The organism is Actinoplanes sp. URMC 104 (assembly GCF_051386375.1).
In the GTDB taxonomy this organism is placed as follows: Bacteria; Actinomycetota; Actinomycetes; order Mycobacteriales; family Micromonosporaceae; genus Actinoplanes.
In genome coordinates, this window is the sequence record NZ_JBPQTO010000012.1 from 385,772 (window position 1) to 400,184 (window position 14,413).

Annotated in this window: 18 protein-coding genes and 1 pseudogene; 9 read left to right on the forward strand and 10 right to left on the reverse strand. The window is 74.9% G+C overall.

Annotated elements, in window-relative coordinates:
* Nucleotides 1–31: 31 nt before the first annotated feature.
* From ACSNN8_RS40700 to ACSNN8_RS40725, 6 genes are all read right to left on the reverse strand, one after another.
* Nucleotides 32–1,243 carry a hypothetical protein gene (locus ACSNN8_RS40700; protein ID WP_436656318.1) on the reverse strand — a complete coding sequence of 404 codons (1,212 nt, stop codon included), beginning with the start codon at nucleotides 1,241–1,243 and terminating at the stop codon, nucleotides 32–34.
* A complete protein-coding gene (locus ACSNN8_RS40705) occupies nucleotides 1,240–1,749 on the reverse strand; it encodes a SigE family RNA polymerase sigma factor (RefSeq protein ID WP_436656320.1) in 510 nt (169 codons plus the stop codon). Before ACSNN8_RS40705 ends, ACSNN8_RS40700 begins: the two co-directional genes overlap by 4 nt.
* A gap of 246 nt (nucleotides 1,750–1,995) precedes the next feature.
* Complete coding sequence (locus ACSNN8_RS40710; RefSeq protein WP_436656322.1) at nucleotides 1,996–2,514, reverse strand: SRPBCC family protein; 519 nt, start codon at nucleotides 2,512–2,514, stop codon at nucleotides 1,996–1,998.
* 28 nt (nucleotides 2,515–2,542) lie between these two features.
* A complete protein-coding gene (locus ACSNN8_RS40715) occupies nucleotides 2,543–2,860 on the reverse strand; it encodes an ArsR/SmtB family transcription factor (RefSeq protein WP_436656324.1) in 318 nt (105 codons plus the stop codon).
* 242 nt (nucleotides 2,861–3,102) lie between these two features.
* Complete coding sequence (locus tag ACSNN8_RS40720) at nucleotides 3,103–3,336, reverse strand: hypothetical protein (RefSeq protein ID WP_436656326.1); 234 nt, start codon at nucleotides 3,334–3,336, stop codon at nucleotides 3,103–3,105.
* Nucleotides 3,337–3,446: 110 nt separating this feature from the next.
* Nucleotides 3,447–4,220 carry an alpha/beta hydrolase family protein gene (locus ACSNN8_RS40725; protein WP_436656328.1) on the reverse strand — a complete coding sequence of 258 codons (774 nt, stop codon included), beginning with the start codon at nucleotides 4,218–4,220 and terminating at the stop codon, nucleotides 3,447–3,449.
* A gap of 53 nt (nucleotides 4,221–4,273) precedes the next feature.
* Here ACSNN8_RS40725 and ACSNN8_RS40730 point away from each other — a divergent pair, with 53 nt between their 5' ends.
* Both ACSNN8_RS40730 and ACSNN8_RS40735 read left to right on the forward strand, forming a co-directional pair.
* Nucleotides 4,274–5,050, forward strand: a complete 777-nt coding sequence (locus ACSNN8_RS40730) for an alpha/beta hydrolase (RefSeq protein WP_436656330.1) — start codon at nucleotides 4,274–4,276, stop codon at nucleotides 5,048–5,050.
* A gap of 57 nt (nucleotides 5,051–5,107) precedes the next feature.
* A complete protein-coding gene (locus ACSNN8_RS40735; protein WP_436656332.1) occupies nucleotides 5,108–5,470 on the forward strand; it encodes a hypothetical protein in 363 nt (120 codons plus the stop codon).
* Nucleotides 5,471–5,493: 23 nt separating this feature from the next.
* On the opposite strand, the gene ACSNN8_RS40740 is transcribed toward ACSNN8_RS40735, so the two are convergent.
* Nucleotides 5,494–5,826 (reverse strand): hypothetical protein, encoded by a 333-nt coding sequence (locus tag ACSNN8_RS40740; RefSeq protein ID WP_436656334.1) that lies wholly within the window; start codon nucleotides 5,824–5,826, stop codon nucleotides 5,494–5,496.
* Nucleotides 5,827–5,906: 80 nt separating this feature from the next.
* Between ACSNN8_RS40740 and ACSNN8_RS40745 the strand changes: the two genes are divergently transcribed.
* The gene (locus ACSNN8_RS40745) at nucleotides 5,907–6,752 is read left to right on the forward strand and encodes an alpha/beta fold hydrolase (RefSeq protein ID WP_436656336.1); all 846 of its coding nucleotides are present in this window, start codon (nucleotides 5,907–5,909) and stop codon (nucleotides 6,750–6,752) included.
* Nucleotides 6,753–6,770: 18 nt separating this feature from the next.
* Here the strand turns inward: ACSNN8_RS40745 and ACSNN8_RS40750 are convergent, their stop codons facing one another.
* Nucleotides 6,771–7,370, reverse strand: a complete 600-nt coding sequence (locus ACSNN8_RS40750; RefSeq protein ID WP_436656338.1) for an HAAS signaling domain-containing protein — start codon at nucleotides 7,368–7,370, stop codon at nucleotides 6,771–6,773.
* 112 nt (nucleotides 7,371–7,482) lie between these two features.
* On the opposite strand from ACSNN8_RS40750, the gene ACSNN8_RS40755 reads away from it, so the two are divergent.
* Nucleotides 7,483–8,367 (forward strand): ABC transporter substrate-binding protein, encoded by an 885-nt coding sequence (locus tag ACSNN8_RS40755; RefSeq protein WP_436656339.1) that lies wholly within the window; start codon nucleotides 7,483–7,485, stop codon nucleotides 8,365–8,367.
* Here the strand turns inward: ACSNN8_RS40755 and ACSNN8_RS40760 are convergent.
* On the reverse strand, nucleotides 8,360–9,127 hold the full coding sequence (locus tag ACSNN8_RS40760) for a CDP-alcohol phosphatidyltransferase family protein (protein WP_436656341.1): 768 nt from the start codon (nucleotides 9,125–9,127) through the stop codon (nucleotides 8,360–8,362). The two genes, ACSNN8_RS40755 and ACSNN8_RS40760, sit on opposite strands and share 8 nt — an antisense overlap.
* Nucleotides 9,128–9,231: 104 nt before the next feature.
* Here ACSNN8_RS40760 and ACSNN8_RS40765 point away from each other — a divergent pair, with 104 nt between their 5' ends.
* From ACSNN8_RS40765 to ACSNN8_RS40785, 5 genes and pseudogenes are all read left to right on the forward strand, one after another.
* Entirely contained in the window at nucleotides 9,232–10,200 is a 969-nt protein-coding gene (locus ACSNN8_RS40765) for a zinc-dependent alcohol dehydrogenase (protein WP_436656343.1), read from the forward strand.
* A gap of 10 nt (nucleotides 10,201–10,210) precedes the next feature.
* Nucleotides 10,211–10,609: a 6-pyruvoyl trahydropterin synthase family protein gene (locus ACSNN8_RS40770; RefSeq protein ID WP_436656345.1), complete on the forward strand. Its 399-nt coding sequence runs from the start codon at nucleotides 10,211–10,213 to the stop codon at nucleotides 10,607–10,609.
* On the forward strand, nucleotides 10,606–11,625 hold the full coding sequence (locus ACSNN8_RS40775) for a glycosyltransferase family 4 protein (protein WP_436656347.1): 1,020 nt from the start codon (nucleotides 10,606–10,608) through the stop codon (nucleotides 11,623–11,625). The genes ACSNN8_RS40770 and ACSNN8_RS40775 overlap by 4 nt, the downstream gene beginning before the upstream one ends.
* Nucleotides 11,622–12,377: a methyltransferase domain-containing protein gene (locus ACSNN8_RS40780; protein WP_436656349.1), complete on the forward strand. Its 756-nt coding sequence runs from the start codon at nucleotides 11,622–11,624 to the stop codon at nucleotides 12,375–12,377. The genes ACSNN8_RS40775 and ACSNN8_RS40780 overlap by 4 nt, the downstream gene beginning before the upstream one ends.
* Nucleotides 12,378–12,438: 61 nt before the next feature.
* Nucleotides 12,439–13,383: pseudogene (locus ACSNN8_RS40785) on the forward strand (lysylphosphatidylglycerol synthase transmembrane domain-containing protein); the annotation flags it as partial.
* Nucleotides 13,384–13,656: 273 nt separating this feature from the next.
* On the opposite strand, the gene ACSNN8_RS40790 reads toward ACSNN8_RS40785, so the two are convergent.
* The gene (locus ACSNN8_RS40790; protein WP_436656351.1) at nucleotides 13,657–14,352 is read right to left on the reverse strand and encodes a RibD family protein; all 696 of its coding nucleotides are present in this window, start codon (nucleotides 14,350–14,352) and stop codon (nucleotides 13,657–13,659) included.
* Nucleotides 14,353–14,413 lie beyond the last annotated feature (61 nt).

A 14,413-nucleotide genomic window follows, 5' to 3' on the forward strand; every position in this document is an offset into this window, starting at 1 on the left:
AATCGCCGCCCGGAACCCCCGCCCGTCAGCGTCAGGGCACCCCGACGCGCGTCGCCCGGCCGTGCCGGGGCTGCACCTCCAGCTCGCTCGCGGCGGCCGGGATCACGGCGGCGTCGCCCGCGGCCGGCAACCAGGTTCCCTCTCCCCGTACGCGGTACCGCAGTCTGCAGTTGAGCGCGGCCACCGCGACACCCAGCCCGTGCGGCAGCCGCGCGTGCAGGATCGGATAGGTCTCGCCGAAGCCGTCGACCGCGTCCGTCGACAACCCGTCGTCGAGCATGCCGAGGTAGTTGACCCGCGGCTTCTCGTCGTCGCGCCCCGCCATCCAGAGCGCGCGCGCCCGGCCGTCCAGTGCGACCGTCTGCACCACGAGCCGCCGCCCGTCGGCCGTCGCGCCGGTCAGGTGCCATTCGGTCGGCCCCGTCCAGACGTGGTAGCCGTACGGGTCGAGGTAGCCGTCCCGCCTGGTCACGTCCCACCACTCCGTACGGGCCGGGGGCTCGCCTGCTCCCGGCAGCCGCTGCTCGATCCGCTCCGGCAGGCGGTTGAGCGCCGTGCTCGCCGGCACGACCGCCTCGATGTTGGTGAGCCACACCGGATCGCTCGCGTTCCCCGGCCGCAGCGCGATCGGCACGGTCCGGTCGGGCGCGGCGATCCGCCGGACGACGGCCCCGTCGGTCGCCCGCAACGGCACGAACGTCCGGTCGATCCGCCCCGCGGCGTCGATCTCGAAGCCCTCGGACAGCGCAACGGGAACATCCCCCGTGAGCACCACGAGGACGTCCCGGTCCGGGCCCGCGAGCAGCGCCGCGGGACCCATCCGGCCCGCCGGCACCACCAGCGTGTTGCCGCCCGGCTGCGGCCGCCCGTCGACGAGCTCGGCGAAGCCCTGCTGCTCCCACCCCGGCTCCGCGGGCATCGTGAAGCCGGCGACCGGCCCGGCCGGCGTGGCGCCGATCCAGAACACCCGGCCCCGCACGGCCCGCTCGAAACGCTCGATCAGCCCGCGGTCGTGCGCCAGGTCGCCGCGGACGCGACGCCCGACCGGAACCGTGCCGCCCCGGTGACGCGCGACCGGAACCCCGGCCCCGGCCGCGGCCACGGCCAGCGCCCCGCCGAGCACCGTGCGGCGCCGCACCGCCCTGCGGTTGCCGCCCGCCCGCACCCGGTCCAGCAGGTCCGGCGCCGGGCTGAGGTCGCCGGCCGCGCGGGTCAGCACCTCGCGGATGTCGGTGTCGGTCATCGCCCTCCCCCGTCCGTGACCAGGCTCGAACCCAGCACCTGCTTGAGCCGGTCGAGCCCGCGCGCGGCGTTGCTCTTGACCGTGCCGTCCGTGCAGCCCAGCGCCGCCGCCACCTCGTGCACCGGAAGGTCCTCCAGGTAGCGCAGCACCACGGCCGCACGCTGCTTGGGCGGCAGCTCCCGCAACGCCTCCAGCACCGCGGCGCGGATCGCGACGTCGTCGCCGTGGTCCGGCCCCGGCTGCTCGTGGTGCCGGCCCAGCGGCGTCTCCGGTCTCCGCGCGCGCGAACGCCAGCGGTTGGTCGCCCGGTTGACCAGCGCCCTGCGGGCGTACGCCTCCGGGGTGTGCTCGATGCGGCGCCACCGCACGTACATCTGCTCCAGTACTTCCTGCAGCAGATCCTCCGCGGCGTGCCGATCCCCCGTCAGCAGGTACGCGACCCGCAGCAGCCCGGTCGAACGGCTGCGCACGAAGTCGTCGAACCCCGCCCCCGGCCCTCTGGCCATCCCGTCGTCTCCCCCTGGTCGCCCTCACCCTTCCAGGACAACCGCGGGCGGCGTCAGGTTGCATCGACGATCCGTCATCCACCTCCGCCGTCTCGCAGGCTCCGCGCCGCCACCCGGCGCAGCTCCGTCGGCTCCGCGCGGCTCCGTCGGCTCCGCGCAGCTCCGTCGGCTCCGCGCGGCTCTGTCGGCTCCGCGCTGCTCTCGCGGCTCCGTTGCCGAGCACCGCCCGTCGCGCGGCGGGCCCCTTCACTCGGCCAGCAGCTTGGCGTACTCCTCCCTCAGCTCGTCGAAGCCGTGCTCCCGGGCGGCGGCGCCGCGGATGACGCCGACCGGGTCGCCGTCGAGCTGGTGCTGCAGGACGACGACGCAGATGTGCCACCCCGTCGCGACCGAGGCGGGGTCGCCCGACTCGAACAACGTGTGGCGCAGCGTGAGCAGCGTGCCCGCGCCGGCCGGCTCCAGCTCCCAGCGCAGCAGGTCACCGCCCCACGAGTACTCGAGAACGCGCGGGGGCTCCACCACCCGCACCTCGGCGGGCAGGTCGTGCCGCTCGTCCCCGTCCACCATCGTCAGCGTCGTGGGCCCCCGCTCGGTGAGGTCCCGCGCCGCGCTGAACGGCGCCCACTGATCGAGCTCCGCGGGGTCGGTGAGCGCCTCCCACACCGTCGCGGGTGGCTGGCGCAGCTCCCGGATGAAGATCAGGGTCCAGTGGTCCCCGGCCGCCGTGAGGCTCGCGCCGCCGGCCGAGCCCATGTCGATTGCCATAGCTCGTTCCTCCCATGAAAAGACGTCGTCACGTGTCGCCCTCTCCGGCCTTGCGTTCCAGGTGGCGCTCCAGCTCGGCGAGGTGGCGGGTCCACATGCGCCGGTAGGGCGCGAGCCAGGCGTCCAGCTCGCGGAACGGCCCGGGCTCGAGCCGATACACCCGCTGCTGCGCCCGGGTCTGCGCGGTGACCACCCCGGCCTCGCGCAGCACCCGCAGGTGCTTGGAGACCGCGGGCTGGCTCATGCCGAGCATGTCGACCAGCTCGGTCACCGTGCACTCCCGCACGCGCAGCTGATCGACGATGCGCCGCCGGGTCGGCTCCGCGATCGCAGCTAAAGCGTCCACGCAGACGACTATGCCACCGCTTTCATATAACTGGCAAGGCATAAGCGACGCCTGTGGAAAAGCGCTGAGGAGGAGGGAGGTCGGGCAAGGCACCTGTGGAAAACGCCGGATGGGCCGAGGGCCGGCAGACAGGCGGTCATGCAGGGCGGTACCGGAGGCCGCGGCGGTCGTGCGGGGCGCGGCAGAGGGGTCGGGCCGACGAAGGGCGGGCCGCGCCGGCAGGCGCGCGGCGGCAGAAGCGGTCAGGAGCAGCCCGGCCCGGCGGCCTGGCCGCCGACGACGCGGTAGGCGGTGATGTCGCCCTTCAGGTAGCCGGCCAGCTCTGCGACCGAGGCGGGCGCCTTCCCGTGCACGCCGACGTAGGCGACGATCGCGGAATCGACCGCCCGGCACGTGGCCCGGTCGGCGACGACCTGGGCCTTCCGCTCGACCGCCTCCGAGTCCAACTGGCTGTAGCAAACGCCAGCGACACTCACCGTCACCACGGCAGCCATAGTTACCTGAGACAAGCGCACGAGGGCAGCCTAAGCGTCATCACTCTGCGTACCCACCTGGCCGTTCGGACGAGATCCGACGACTCTCGGTGTTACTCCTCAGGTCCGGCGACCGGCACGTGAGCAGCGAGAAAGTCCAGCATCCGAGCAGAGACCCGTGCATACCGAGCGTCACCCGGCAACAGGAACTCACCGTGACGAGCACCCCGGACGGTCACGAACTGCTTGGGAAACGGCGCGAGTGCGAAAGCCTCCCGACCGGCCGCGAAAGGCACCACCAGATCACGATCGCCGTGCACGAAGAGCAGCGGCACGGCGCCCCCGCCGAACCGCGCGGGAGCACGCCCGCTGATCGACACCCCGGCGCGCAGATAGGCCGGATGCCCCGGCCCGAACAGCCCGAGCGTGGTGGTCCCGCCCGCCGAGAACCCCACGGCGGCGACCCGGTCGACGTCCAGATGCCCGGCCAGCACGTCCCCGCCCGTACGGTCCAGGGCCCGCACGGCCTCGATTACCGCCAACGCGTCCGCCGGCTGCCGGGCGATGTCGCGGCGGTCGACGAGCACCCGCGCGTTCGTGTGCGGATAGGCGGGCGCCGCCACCACGTACCCGGCCTCGGCCCACCCGGCGGCGAGCGGCGCGAACTGCTGCGGCAGACCGCCCAGCCCGTGGCTGAACAGGATGATCGGGTGACGCCCGGTGAGCCGTCCCCGGTACCACAGCGTGGTCGGCAGCGGCCGGTCCGCGCCGCGGGCGAGGCTCAGCGTGCGCGTCACCACGGACTCGCGCGCGGACGCCGGCCGGGCGGGGGCGAACCCGTCCAGCAGCAGCGCCACCAGGGCGAGCACCACGGCGAGTCTGCGCACGCCGTGAGCGTAGGAACGTGACGCAACGACGGCGATCGCCGTTGTGGGTGACGATGAGACGACGAACCTTCCTGGCGCTCGGCGTAACCGCGGGCGCGGCCGCCGGATGGGCGGGGTACCGCAGCCGACCGGGTGACTTCGACCCCGTCGTGCCGGACGCCCCGGCGGGTGACGAGCGACTCGAACGGCGGACGTCGCAGGCCCGCGGCAAGCCGGTCGACTTCTACACCGCCGTGCCCGCCGGCCATGGCGACGGGCGCGGCCTGCCCGTCTGCCTCGTGCTGCACGGCGCCTCCAAGACGGCGGCCGACTTTCCCGCGCTGGGCTTCGGCCGGTTCCTGACCGACGCCGTACGCCGTGGCTCCGAGCCGTTCGTGCTGGCCGGCGCGACCGGCGACCGGCTGAACTGGCGCCCCGCTCCGGGCGGCGACGACCCGCAGCGGATGGTGCACGAGGAGCTGCCCCGCTGGTGCGCCGAGCGCGGCTTCGACGTCTCGCGCACGGCGCTGCTCGGCTGGTCGATGGGCGGGTACGGGTCGCTGCTGCTCGCCGGGACGTACCCGCGCTCCGCCCGGGCGGTCGCGGCGCTGTCCCCGGCCGTACGCCTCGGGGGTGAGATCTTCCAGAACGCAGAGCGGCTGCGGGGCACAAGGGTGGGCCTCTGGTGCGGGCGCCAGGACGGGCTCGTCGACGACGTCCGGGCGCTGGCCGAGGCCCTGCCCGAACGGCCCGTGGCGGGCAGCTTCACCGACGGCCGGCACAACTTCGGCTACTGGTCGCGCTGCCTCCCCGCCGCGATGGACTTCGTGAGTGAAGCTTTACGGCGCTGAGGTCACGTCCGTACCGTGGTGACACAGAGCAACGGCCCACTCGCGCTGGAGGATCCCATGCGTCGTGCCGCCACCGTCCTCGCCCTCGTCCTCGCCGGCCTGTGGATCGCCACGCCGGCGCAGGCCTTCGCCCACAACGCGGTCCACCAGCCCGCGCTGCACGCCCTGCTCGACGCCCTCACGCTGGTCGTGGCGTCCGCTCCGGTCTGGACGGCGCTGCTGTGGAGCCGCGGCAACCGCTGGTGGCTCGCCGCGCTGATCGCCGTCGTGCAGCTGCCCGTCGCGATCATCGGCTTCGTGCCGATCGCCGACCCGGCCCTGCACCTGTCACTCTTCGTGCTCGCGCTCACCCTCACGGCGGTCTCGCTGCGGGTGGTGCGCCGCCAGGCCCGCGCCGCCGCTGCGCCGGTCGAGCCCTGACGAGGAAGCGGTCGCTGCGCCGGTCAAGCCCTGACCAGAGAACCGTCCGGAGCCCGTACGGCCAGACCCACCACGGCCTGGCCGTCGCGCACCAGGTCGACGTCGGGGCACCCCTCGGCGGCCTCGTGCCAGCCGTCGCCGTCGCGGACCGCGTGCCGCCGGCAGTGTTCCTCGTCCACATAGCCCCAGGCCCGCAGCAGCTCGCGCCCGCCCATCGAGTAGCACCCGACGGTCGCGACCCGATCGCCCTCGGGGCGCCGGAAGTAGTCGGCCCGCAGGCCGGGCACGGGTTCCCCCTCGAACGGCGCGTCGAGCACGGTCCGATGCGGTACGAAACCCTCCAGGTCAGGCAGCACCCGGTCATCCCATCACGACGGGACCGGCCGGTGACCGAGTTTTAACCTGCGTGTCAAGTGTGATGCCGGACAATGAGCCGGTGCTGACCGAGACGATGATGCCGGTCAACGGCATCGAGCTGTGCGTGGAGACGTTCGGCGAGCCCGGCGACCCCGCGCTGCTGCTCATCGCGGGCGCGACCGGCTCGATGGACTGGTGGGACGACGAGTTCTGCCGGCGGCTGGCCGCCGGCGGCCGGTTCGTCGTCCGCTACGACCACCGGGACACCGGCCGGTCCACGTCGTTCCCCGCGGGCGCCCCGCCGTACTCCGATGTGGACCTGGCCCACGACGCGCTCGGGGTGCTCGACGCGCTGGGCGTGCACCGGGCGCACCTGGTCGGGCTGTCGATGGGCGGAGGGCTCGCCCAGCGCATCGCGATCGAGCGCCCGCACCGCGTGCTGTCGCTCACGCTGATGTCCACCAGCACCGACCCACCCGCGTACGCGGTGACGCCGCCCGCCGGCGACCCGGGCGAGCCGCCCGAATGGTCCGACCGCCGGTCCGCGGTGGCGGGCATCGCCGCGGCCGCGCGCAGGCTCGGCGGCCCGTTCACGGCCGACGACCCGCACCTGCGCCGGCTCGCCGAGCGGGTCTTCGACCGCACCCACGACATGGCTGCCGCGCAGACCAACCACCTGCTGTGCGCGGGCGGCCCGCCCACCCGCGACCGGCTCTGCGGCATCACCGCGCCCACGCTGATCCTGCACGGCACGCTCGACCCGCTGTTCCCGCCCGCCCACGCGCGGGCCCTGTGCGCCGAGATCCCCGGCGCGCGGCTGGTCCTGCTCGAGGGGGTCGGCCACGAGGTGCCGCCCGCCGCGGTGTGGGCCCAGGTCATCGGCGAGATCCTCGGCCAGGCCGGCCGCCGCACCCAGCCCGCTTGAACGGGCCGGCCTGAGAGGTCAACGGCGGCGCAACATGTCGAGCATCCGCATGCCGGCGAACAGCCCGCCGCCCACCACGATCATGTAGCAGAACAGCAGCGCCGCCGGGCCCGCCGTGCCGGACACCGCGAAGAAGAACGCCGCGGCGAGGGCGGCCGTCCCCGAGCCGACGGTCAGGAACCAGCCGGTGGCCTTCTCGGCGGGCTGCCAGTGCGGCGACGCGCTGGCCATCAGCATCCCGGCGACCGGGCCGACGCCCGGCAGCACGAAGGCGCCCGCGGTCATCAGCCCGACCGCGGTGTATTCGGCCGCTCCCCCGCTGCCGGTGGCGGCCGGCGGCGGGGGAGGCGGGATCAGGGCGGGCAGGCGGATGTGCGCGGGCACCTTGCCGCGCCGGGCCGCCGCCACCAGCGCCTCCGGGGGCCCTAACCGGCGCACGATCTCGGCGGGGTCCTCGAGCGGCGACGCCGGCGAGGTGCGCCGCAGCGCGATGTAGTCGGCAACGGTCGACATGAGCTCGTCGCGCAGCTCGGGCGCGAGGTCCTCGCTCTGCGCCCACAGCGCGGCGAGGTAGTCCAGGACGATCACGTCCGTGTGCTCGAGCGGTGCCGTCGTCATGGTTGTCCCCCTGCCAGGAAATGGTGGATCCAGCATCGGCCCGCGCCCGCCGCGGGACATCGGTCCGGGGACCGGATTCCGGCTATGACTTTCGGCCGAGGACACTCGGGGGATGCGCGTCGTGTCGTTGCTGCCCTCCGCCACCGAGATCGTCTACGCCCTCGGGCTCGGCGGCGACCTGGTCGGCGTCACCTTCGAGTGCGACAAGCCGCCGTCCGCCCGCGCCGAGAAGACCGTGGTGGTGGGCGGCAAGGACACGCGCGGCATGACCCCGGGCGAGATCGACGCGTACGTGCGGGGGCGGCTCGCCGAGGGCGGTGAGCTCTACACGCTGCACGCCGGCGCGCTCGCCGGACTGGCGCCCGACCTGATCCTGACGCAGGACCTCTGCCGGGTGTGCGCGCTGCCGTCCGGCCACGTCACCGACGCCCTGGACCACCTGGGCTGCCGCGCCGACGTGGTCTCGCTCGACCCGTACACGCTGGACGAGGTGCTCGGCACGATCCACTCGGTCGGCGAGGCGGCCGGCGTGCCCGAGCGGGCCGAGAAGCTGGTCACCGGGCTGCGGGAGCGGCTGGACGCCCTCGCGGCGGCCGTGGCCGGGCGGCGCCGGCCCCGCGTGGCGATCGTCGAGTGGGTGGACCCGCCGTTCACGGCCGGGCACTGGGTTCCCGACCTGGTGACGGCGGCGGGCGGCGAGCCGGTGGCGGCGAGCGCGGGGCGGCGCTCGGTGCAGACGACGTATGCCGAGCTGGCCGCGCCCGCCCCGGAGGTCGTCCTCGTCACGCCGTGCGGCTTCCACCTGGACGGGGCGGTCGAGCAGGCCCGGCACGTGGCGCCGCACTTCCCGGACGCCCAGGTGTGGGCGCTGGACGCGGACGGCCTGGTCGTGCGGCCCGGGCCCCGCCTGGTGGACGGCGCCGAGGCGATCGCCGCGATCCTGCACCCGGAGGCCGTGCCCGTTCCGCCGCCGGGCGCGATCGCCCGCGTCAGCTGACGAGAGCCGGCTGGGGCAGATCGGACCAGCGCTGCCGAGCGGCGACGCGGACCCGCTGGGCGCGGTAGAGCCAGAGGGTGTCCAGGCCGAACGACCAGGTCACGGCGGCCAGCGCGACGGCGAGCGCGGCCTGGGCCGTTGCGGTGGGCAGCACGCCGGCCATCACCGCGGCGAGCACGACGCCCTGGAGCGCGGCGACGACCTTGCGCGAGAAGCGGAACGGCAGCGCGGCGTTGAGCCACGGGAACACCCAGGTCGCGACCGCGAACGCGTACCGGTAGAGGCCGAGCGCCAGCCACCACCAGCCGAACTCGTGGCCGACGTAGGCGCCCAGCACCAGCACGAGCACCGAGTCGATCTCCATGTCGAAGCGGGCGCCGAGCGCGGTCGTGGTGCCGGTGCGGCGCGCGACCTGACCGTCCACGCCGTCCATCGCCAGCGCCACCCCGGCGATCGTGGCCAGCACCGGGATGCTGACCGGCTGGACGAACGAGGTGACCACCATCGCGATCACGCCGCCGACCAGCAGGGCGCGGGCCAGCGTCACCGCGTTCGCCGGGCCGAGGCGGCCCATGCCGGCCCGGGAGAGCCCGGCGCCGAGCAGACCGCAGAGCACCAGGCCGTACGCCGCCCCGGTGAGCAGCCCCGCCGTGGTGAGCCCGAGCGTGCTGCCCAGCAGCGCCAGCAGCGCGAGCTGGGCGGCCAGGCCGACCACCGGCGCGCGCGAGGAGTCGCCGACGGGTGCGGGTCGTGGGTTCACCAGAGCCTCCATGTGCAAGATCGGCCGCCGCGTATGGTTGCCGTCGTCAGCTAGGAACACGAGCGCGACCGGCGAACGGTTCAGCGGGTGAAGGGACTTCGGCGATGACGGACGAGGCGTACGCGTTCTGGCTCGCCGAGCCGGGCCGCGGCGAGATCCGCCCGGTCGCGGTGCCGGAGCCGGGCCCCGACGAGGTGCTCGTGCGCACGCTGCACACGGGCGTGAGCCGCGGGACAGAGACCCTCGTGTTCACCGGCGGCGTGCCGCAGAGCCAGTGGGCGGCGATGCGGGCCCCCTTCCAGCAGGGCGACTTCCCGGCCCCGGTCCAGTACGGCTACCTCAACGTCGGCGTCGTCGAGCAGGGCCCGCCCGAGCTGCTGGGACGTACCGTCTTCAGTCTCTACACCCACCAGACCCGGTTCGTGGCGCCGGCGAGCGCTGTCACCCTCGTGCCCGACGGCGTGCCCGCGGCGCGCGCGGTGCTCGCCGGGACGGTGGAGACCGCGGTGAACGCGCTGTGGGACGCGCGGCCACTGGTCGGCGACCGGGTCGCGGTGGTCGGCGCGGGCATGGTCGGGGGCTGCGCCGCGGCGATGCTGGCGAGCTTCCCGGGCGTACGCCTGCAGCTCGTCGACGTCGACGAGGGCCGCGCCGAGCTGGCCGCCCGCCTGGGCGCCGGCTTCGCCCTGCCCGGCGACGCGCTCGGCGACTGCGACCTGGTGATCCACGCCAGCGCCACCTCGGCCGGCCTGACCCGCTCGCTGGAGCTGCTCGCGCCCGAGGGCACCGTCGTCGAGCTCAGCTGGTACGGCGACCGGCAGGTCAGCGTGCCGCTGGGCGAGTTCTTCCACTCGCGCCGGCTGACCGTGCGCGGCAGCCAGGTCGGCGGCATCGTGCCGGGCCGGCGCCGCACGTACGCGGACCGGCTCGCGCTCTCGCTGGAGCTGCTCGCCGACGACCGGTTCGACGCGTTCGTCACCGGGCACTCCCCGTTCGCCGACCTGCCCGACGTGCTGCGCCGGCTGGCCGACGGTAGCCTTCCGGCCCTCTGCCACGTGATCGACTACCCCTGAGGAGCAGGCCTTGTTCAGCGTCACCGTCCGCGACCACATCATGATCGCGCACAGCTTCCGGGGCGAGGTCTTCGGACCGGCCCAGAGGCTGCACGGCGCGACCTTCGTGGTGGACGCCACGTTCCGCCGGCCCGAGCTGGACGACGACAACATCGTGGTGGACATCGGCCGGGCGAGCGAGGAGCTGCACGCCATCTGCGGCGGGCTGAGCTACCGCAACCTCGACGACGAGCCCGACTTCCTGGGCATCAACACGTCGACGGAGTTCCTCGGGAAGCTGATCGCCGACCGGATCGCCGAGCGGATCGCCGCGGGCGGCCTGGGCCCGGGCGCCGCGGGGCTGACCGGCCTGGCCGTGACCCTGCACGAGTCGCACATCGCCTGGGCCACCTACGAGCGCGACCTGTGACCCTGTGGGCGGTGCTGCCGGGGTCCGTCGACGACCCGGCGGCGCCGAGCGGAGGCAACCGGTACGACCGGGCCGTCCTGATGATGCTCCCGGACGTGCACGAGGTCGTGGTGCCCGGGTCGTGGCCCCGGCCAGGCGCGGCCGCCCGTGCCGCCCTCGGCCGCGTCCTCGCGGACATCCCGGACGGCTCCGACGTGCTCGTCGACGGGCTGGTCGGCTGTGGCGTGCCCGAGATCCTGGCTCCGCACGCGCAGCGCCTGCGGCTGGCCGTGCTGGTGCACCTGCCGCTGGGCGACGAGACCGGCCTCTCCCCCGCCGACGCCGCCGAGCTGAGCGGCCTCGAGGGCGAGACGCTGCGCCTGGCCACGACGGTGATCGTCACCAGCGACGCGGCCGCCGACCGCATCCGCGACCTGCACGGCGTCGCGCGGGTCGGTGTCGCCGCGCCCGGCGTCGACCCCGCGAACCTCGCGGTGCCGCACCCGGACGGCCGGCGGCTGCTCTGCGTGGCCGCGGTGACCCCGCGCAAGGGTCAGGACCTGCTGGTCGCGGCGCTGGAGCAGGACCTGGCCGGGCTCGACTGGGAGTGCACGTTCGCCGGGGCACTGCGGCAACCCGTCCCGTACGCCGATCGGCGGCTGCGCTTCGCCGGGCCGCTGGCCGGGGACGCGCTCGACACCGCGTACGAGTTCTCGGACCTTCTGGTTCTGCCGTCGCGCGCCGAGACGTACGGCATGGTCGTCACGGAAGCCCTCGCGCGCGGCATCCCGGTGCTCGCCACGGCCGTCGGTGGCGTGCCGGAGGCGCTGGGCACGGCGCCGGACGGCAGCCTGCCCGGCATCCTGATCCCGCCGGACGACCGCCCCGCCCTGGCCGGGGCGCTGCGGGCCTGGCTCACCGACCCCGCGCTGCGCGAACGCCTGCGCGGGGCCGCCCGCGCCCGCCGGGACACCCTCCCGACCTGGGACGGGACCGCCCGCCGGCTGACCGCCATCCTGCGAGGAGACCCCCGATGACCGGAGAGTTCAGCGAGTCCTGGCTCGGCCTGCGCGAGCCCGCCGACGCGCAGGCGCGCGCCGCCGACCTCGTCGCGCTGCTGCCCGCCGGCGTCCACGTGATCCGCGACCTGGGCTGCGGCACCGGCTCGATGAGCCGCTGGCTGGCCCCGCGGCTCGGCACGCCGCAGCACTGGATCATGGCGGACCGCGACCCGGCGCTGCTGCTCCACGCCACCTCGCACCTGCGCCTGCCGGGAGTCACCGCCGAGGGCGCCCTCGGCGACGTCACGACCCTGACCGCCGCCGACCTGGCCGGCACCGACCTGGTGACGTGCTCGGCGCTGCTCGACCTGCTCACCGAGCCGCAGATCGACGCGCTGGTGGCGGCGCTGGCCGAGGCCCGGGTGCCGGCCCTGTTCACCCTTTCGGTCGTCGGCGAAGTGACCTTCGACCCGGCCCTGCCGCAGGACGCTACGGTGGCCGCGGCGTTCGACGAGCACCAGCGGCGCGGCGCCAAGCTGGGGCCGGACGCGCCGGCGTACACCGCCGCGGCCTTCGAGAAGGCGGGTGCGACGGTGGTCACCCGGCCCAGCCCGTGGCGGCTCGGGCCGGACCGGCCGGAGCTGACCGCCGAGTGGCTGCGGGGCTGGGTGGGCGCGGCCCTCGAGCAGCAGCCCTCGCTCGACCTGGACGGCTATCTGGCGGACCGGCTCGCGCGGCTGCCGCGGGCCTCGGTCGGACATGTCGATCTTTTGGCGACGTTCGGCTGAACCCTTTGTGCCCGCCCCGGCGTACTAGGGGAAAGACGGGCTACTCGAAGGGAACGGCGACGTGGGGCGTATCTGGGCTTGGGCACGGATTCTGGGCGGGGCCGGGATCCTGGCCTTCCTGCTGTGGCGGCTCGGCACCGGCGCCTTCGTCGACGGCCTGCGGGTGATCTCCGCTCCGGCCCTGGCCGCGGCGTTCGGCATCGGGGTCGTGACCACCGTGTTCAGCGCCTGGCGCTGGTGCCTGGTGGCGCGCGGCCTGGGCCTGCGGCTGCCGTTCGGGTCCGCGGTCGCGGACTACTACAAGGCGCTGTTCCTCAACGCCGCGCTGCCGGGCGGGGTGCTCGGCGACGTGGACCGCGCCGTGCAGCACGGCCGCGACGAGGGCGACGTGGCCAAGAGCGTGCGGGCGGTCGTGCTCGAGCGCACCGCAGGCCAGCTGGTGTTCCTCGCCATCGCCGTGTCCGTGCTGCTCACCGTCCCGTCCCCGGTCCTGACCGTGATCGGCCGGCACGGCTTGCCGGTGCTGGTCGTCGCGGGCGCCGCGCTGATCGCGGCGGCGCTGGTGCTGCTCGCCTGCCGCCGGCTGCGCCAGGGCGGCTCGCGGCTCGCCTCCGCCGTGCGCACCGGGGCCGCGGAGATCCGCACCGGCGTGCTGGCCCGCCGCAACTGGCCGGGCGTCACGCTGGCCTCGGTCATGGTGGTCGCCGGGCACCTGGCGACGTTCGTGGTGGCGGCCCGGGCGGCCGGTTCGGCGGCTTCGCTGCCCCGCCTCGTGCCGTTGATGCTGCTGGCGCTGCTGGCCATGTCGCTGCCGCTCAACATCGGCGGCTGGGGGCCGCGCGAGGCCGTCACGGCGTGGGCCTTCGGGGCCGCCGGGCTGAGCGCCACCCAGGGCCTGACGATCGCCGTCGTGTACGGGCTGTTCGCCTTCGTGGCGGCGCTGCCCGGCGCGGCCGTGCTGGTGGTCCGGGCCGTCGCCCGGCTGCGGGTGTCCACCGCCGTACGCCTCGCCGCGCCCGTCTCCCCCGTCCCCTACGGCGCCGCCTCCGCCGCGCCGGCCGTGGCTCTCTCCCAGGCCGCGGCTCTTTCCCCAGCCGCGGCTCTCTCCCCAGCCGCGGCTCTCTCCCCAGCCGCGGCTCTCTCCCCGGCCTCGGCTCTCTCCCCGGCCTCGGCGGCCGCTCCCGCGCCGGCCGGTCACGCTCCCCGGGTGGAGCCCGTCGCGCCCGAGCTGCTGCTGGGCCGCGAGCTGGCCCGCGCCGGCGCGTGACGCATGCCCGGCCTATCCGGTCTCGCCGAAACGGTCCGTGAGCGCGTAACGCAGCAGCACCACGTCGCCGATCTGGCGCACCTCGGCCAGCGTCGCGCGGTGCGCCGGCCCCCACGGGAAGTCGCCGTCGTTGACGAAGCGCGGCGCCCGCGAGTCGCCCACGAAGAACGGCGCCACGACCAGCTGCAGCTCGTCCGCCAGGCCCGCGGTGAGGAACTGCGTGTGGATCGTCCCGCCGCCCTCGACCATCAGCCGCCGCACCCCGCGCGCGGCCAGGTCGGCGGTCACCCGGTGCAGGTCCACCGGGTCGCCGCCGTCGACGACCGTGGCGACCCCGCCCAGTCGCTCCCGCGCCGCGCCCAGCGCCGGCGTCGCGCAGTAGACCAGCTTGTCGGCCTCGCCCACGGCGAAGAACCGGGCGGCCGGGTCGATGTCGCAGCGCCCGGTGACCGTGACCTTGACCGGGTTCGCCGGCTCCCCGCGCGCCACCCGGGCCGCGCGGCGCTCGGCCGAGCGCACCAGCAGCCGCGGGTCGTCCTGCCGGATCGTCGCCGCGCCCACCAGGATCGCGTCGCAGCCGGACCGGACGTCGTCGACACGGTCGAAGTCGGCCTCGTTGGACAACAGCAGCCGCTCCTGCGCCGCGTCGTCGAGGTAGCCGTCGATCGACATGCCACAACTCAGCAAGGTATAAGGACGATCAACCACCGATGACGCCTCCAGGAGAGAGCGACGATCGTCACCCCGGCCGAACAGTTGCGTCCAAGAT

Coding starts and splice junctions, on each gene's coding strand:
- ACSNN8_RS40710 (WP_436656322.1), bottom strand. CDS start 2,514: ATGGCAATCGACATGGGCTCGGCCGGCGGCGCGAGCCTCACGGCGGCC.
- ACSNN8_RS40755 (WP_436656339.1), top strand. CDS start 7,483: ATGCGCGTCGTGTCGTTGCTGCCCTCCGCCACCGAGATCGTCTACGCC.
- ACSNN8_RS40705 (WP_436656320.1), bottom strand. CDS start 1,749: ATGGCCAGAGGGCCGGGGGCGGGGTTCGACGACTTCGTGCGCAGCCGT.
- ACSNN8_RS40735 (WP_436656332.1), top strand. CDS start 5,108: ATGCGTCGTGCCGCCACCGTCCTCGCCCTCGTCCTCGCCGGCCTGTGG.
- ACSNN8_RS40780 (WP_436656349.1), top strand. CDS start 11,622: ATGACCGGAGAGTTCAGCGAGTCCTGGCTCGGCCTGCGCGAGCCCGCC.
- ACSNN8_RS40700 (WP_436656318.1), bottom strand. CDS start 1,243: ATGACCGACACCGACATCCGCGAGGTGCTGACCCGCGCGGCCGGCGAC.
- ACSNN8_RS40750 (WP_436656338.1), bottom strand. CDS start 7,370: ATGACGACGGCACCGCTCGAGCACACGGACGTGATCGTCCTGGACTAC.
- ACSNN8_RS40765 (WP_436656343.1), top strand. CDS start 9,232: ATGACGGACGAGGCGTACGCGTTCTGGCTCGCCGAGCCGGGCCGCGGC.
- ACSNN8_RS40730 (WP_436656330.1), top strand. CDS start 4,274: ATGAGACGACGAACCTTCCTGGCGCTCGGCGTAACCGCGGGCGCGGCC.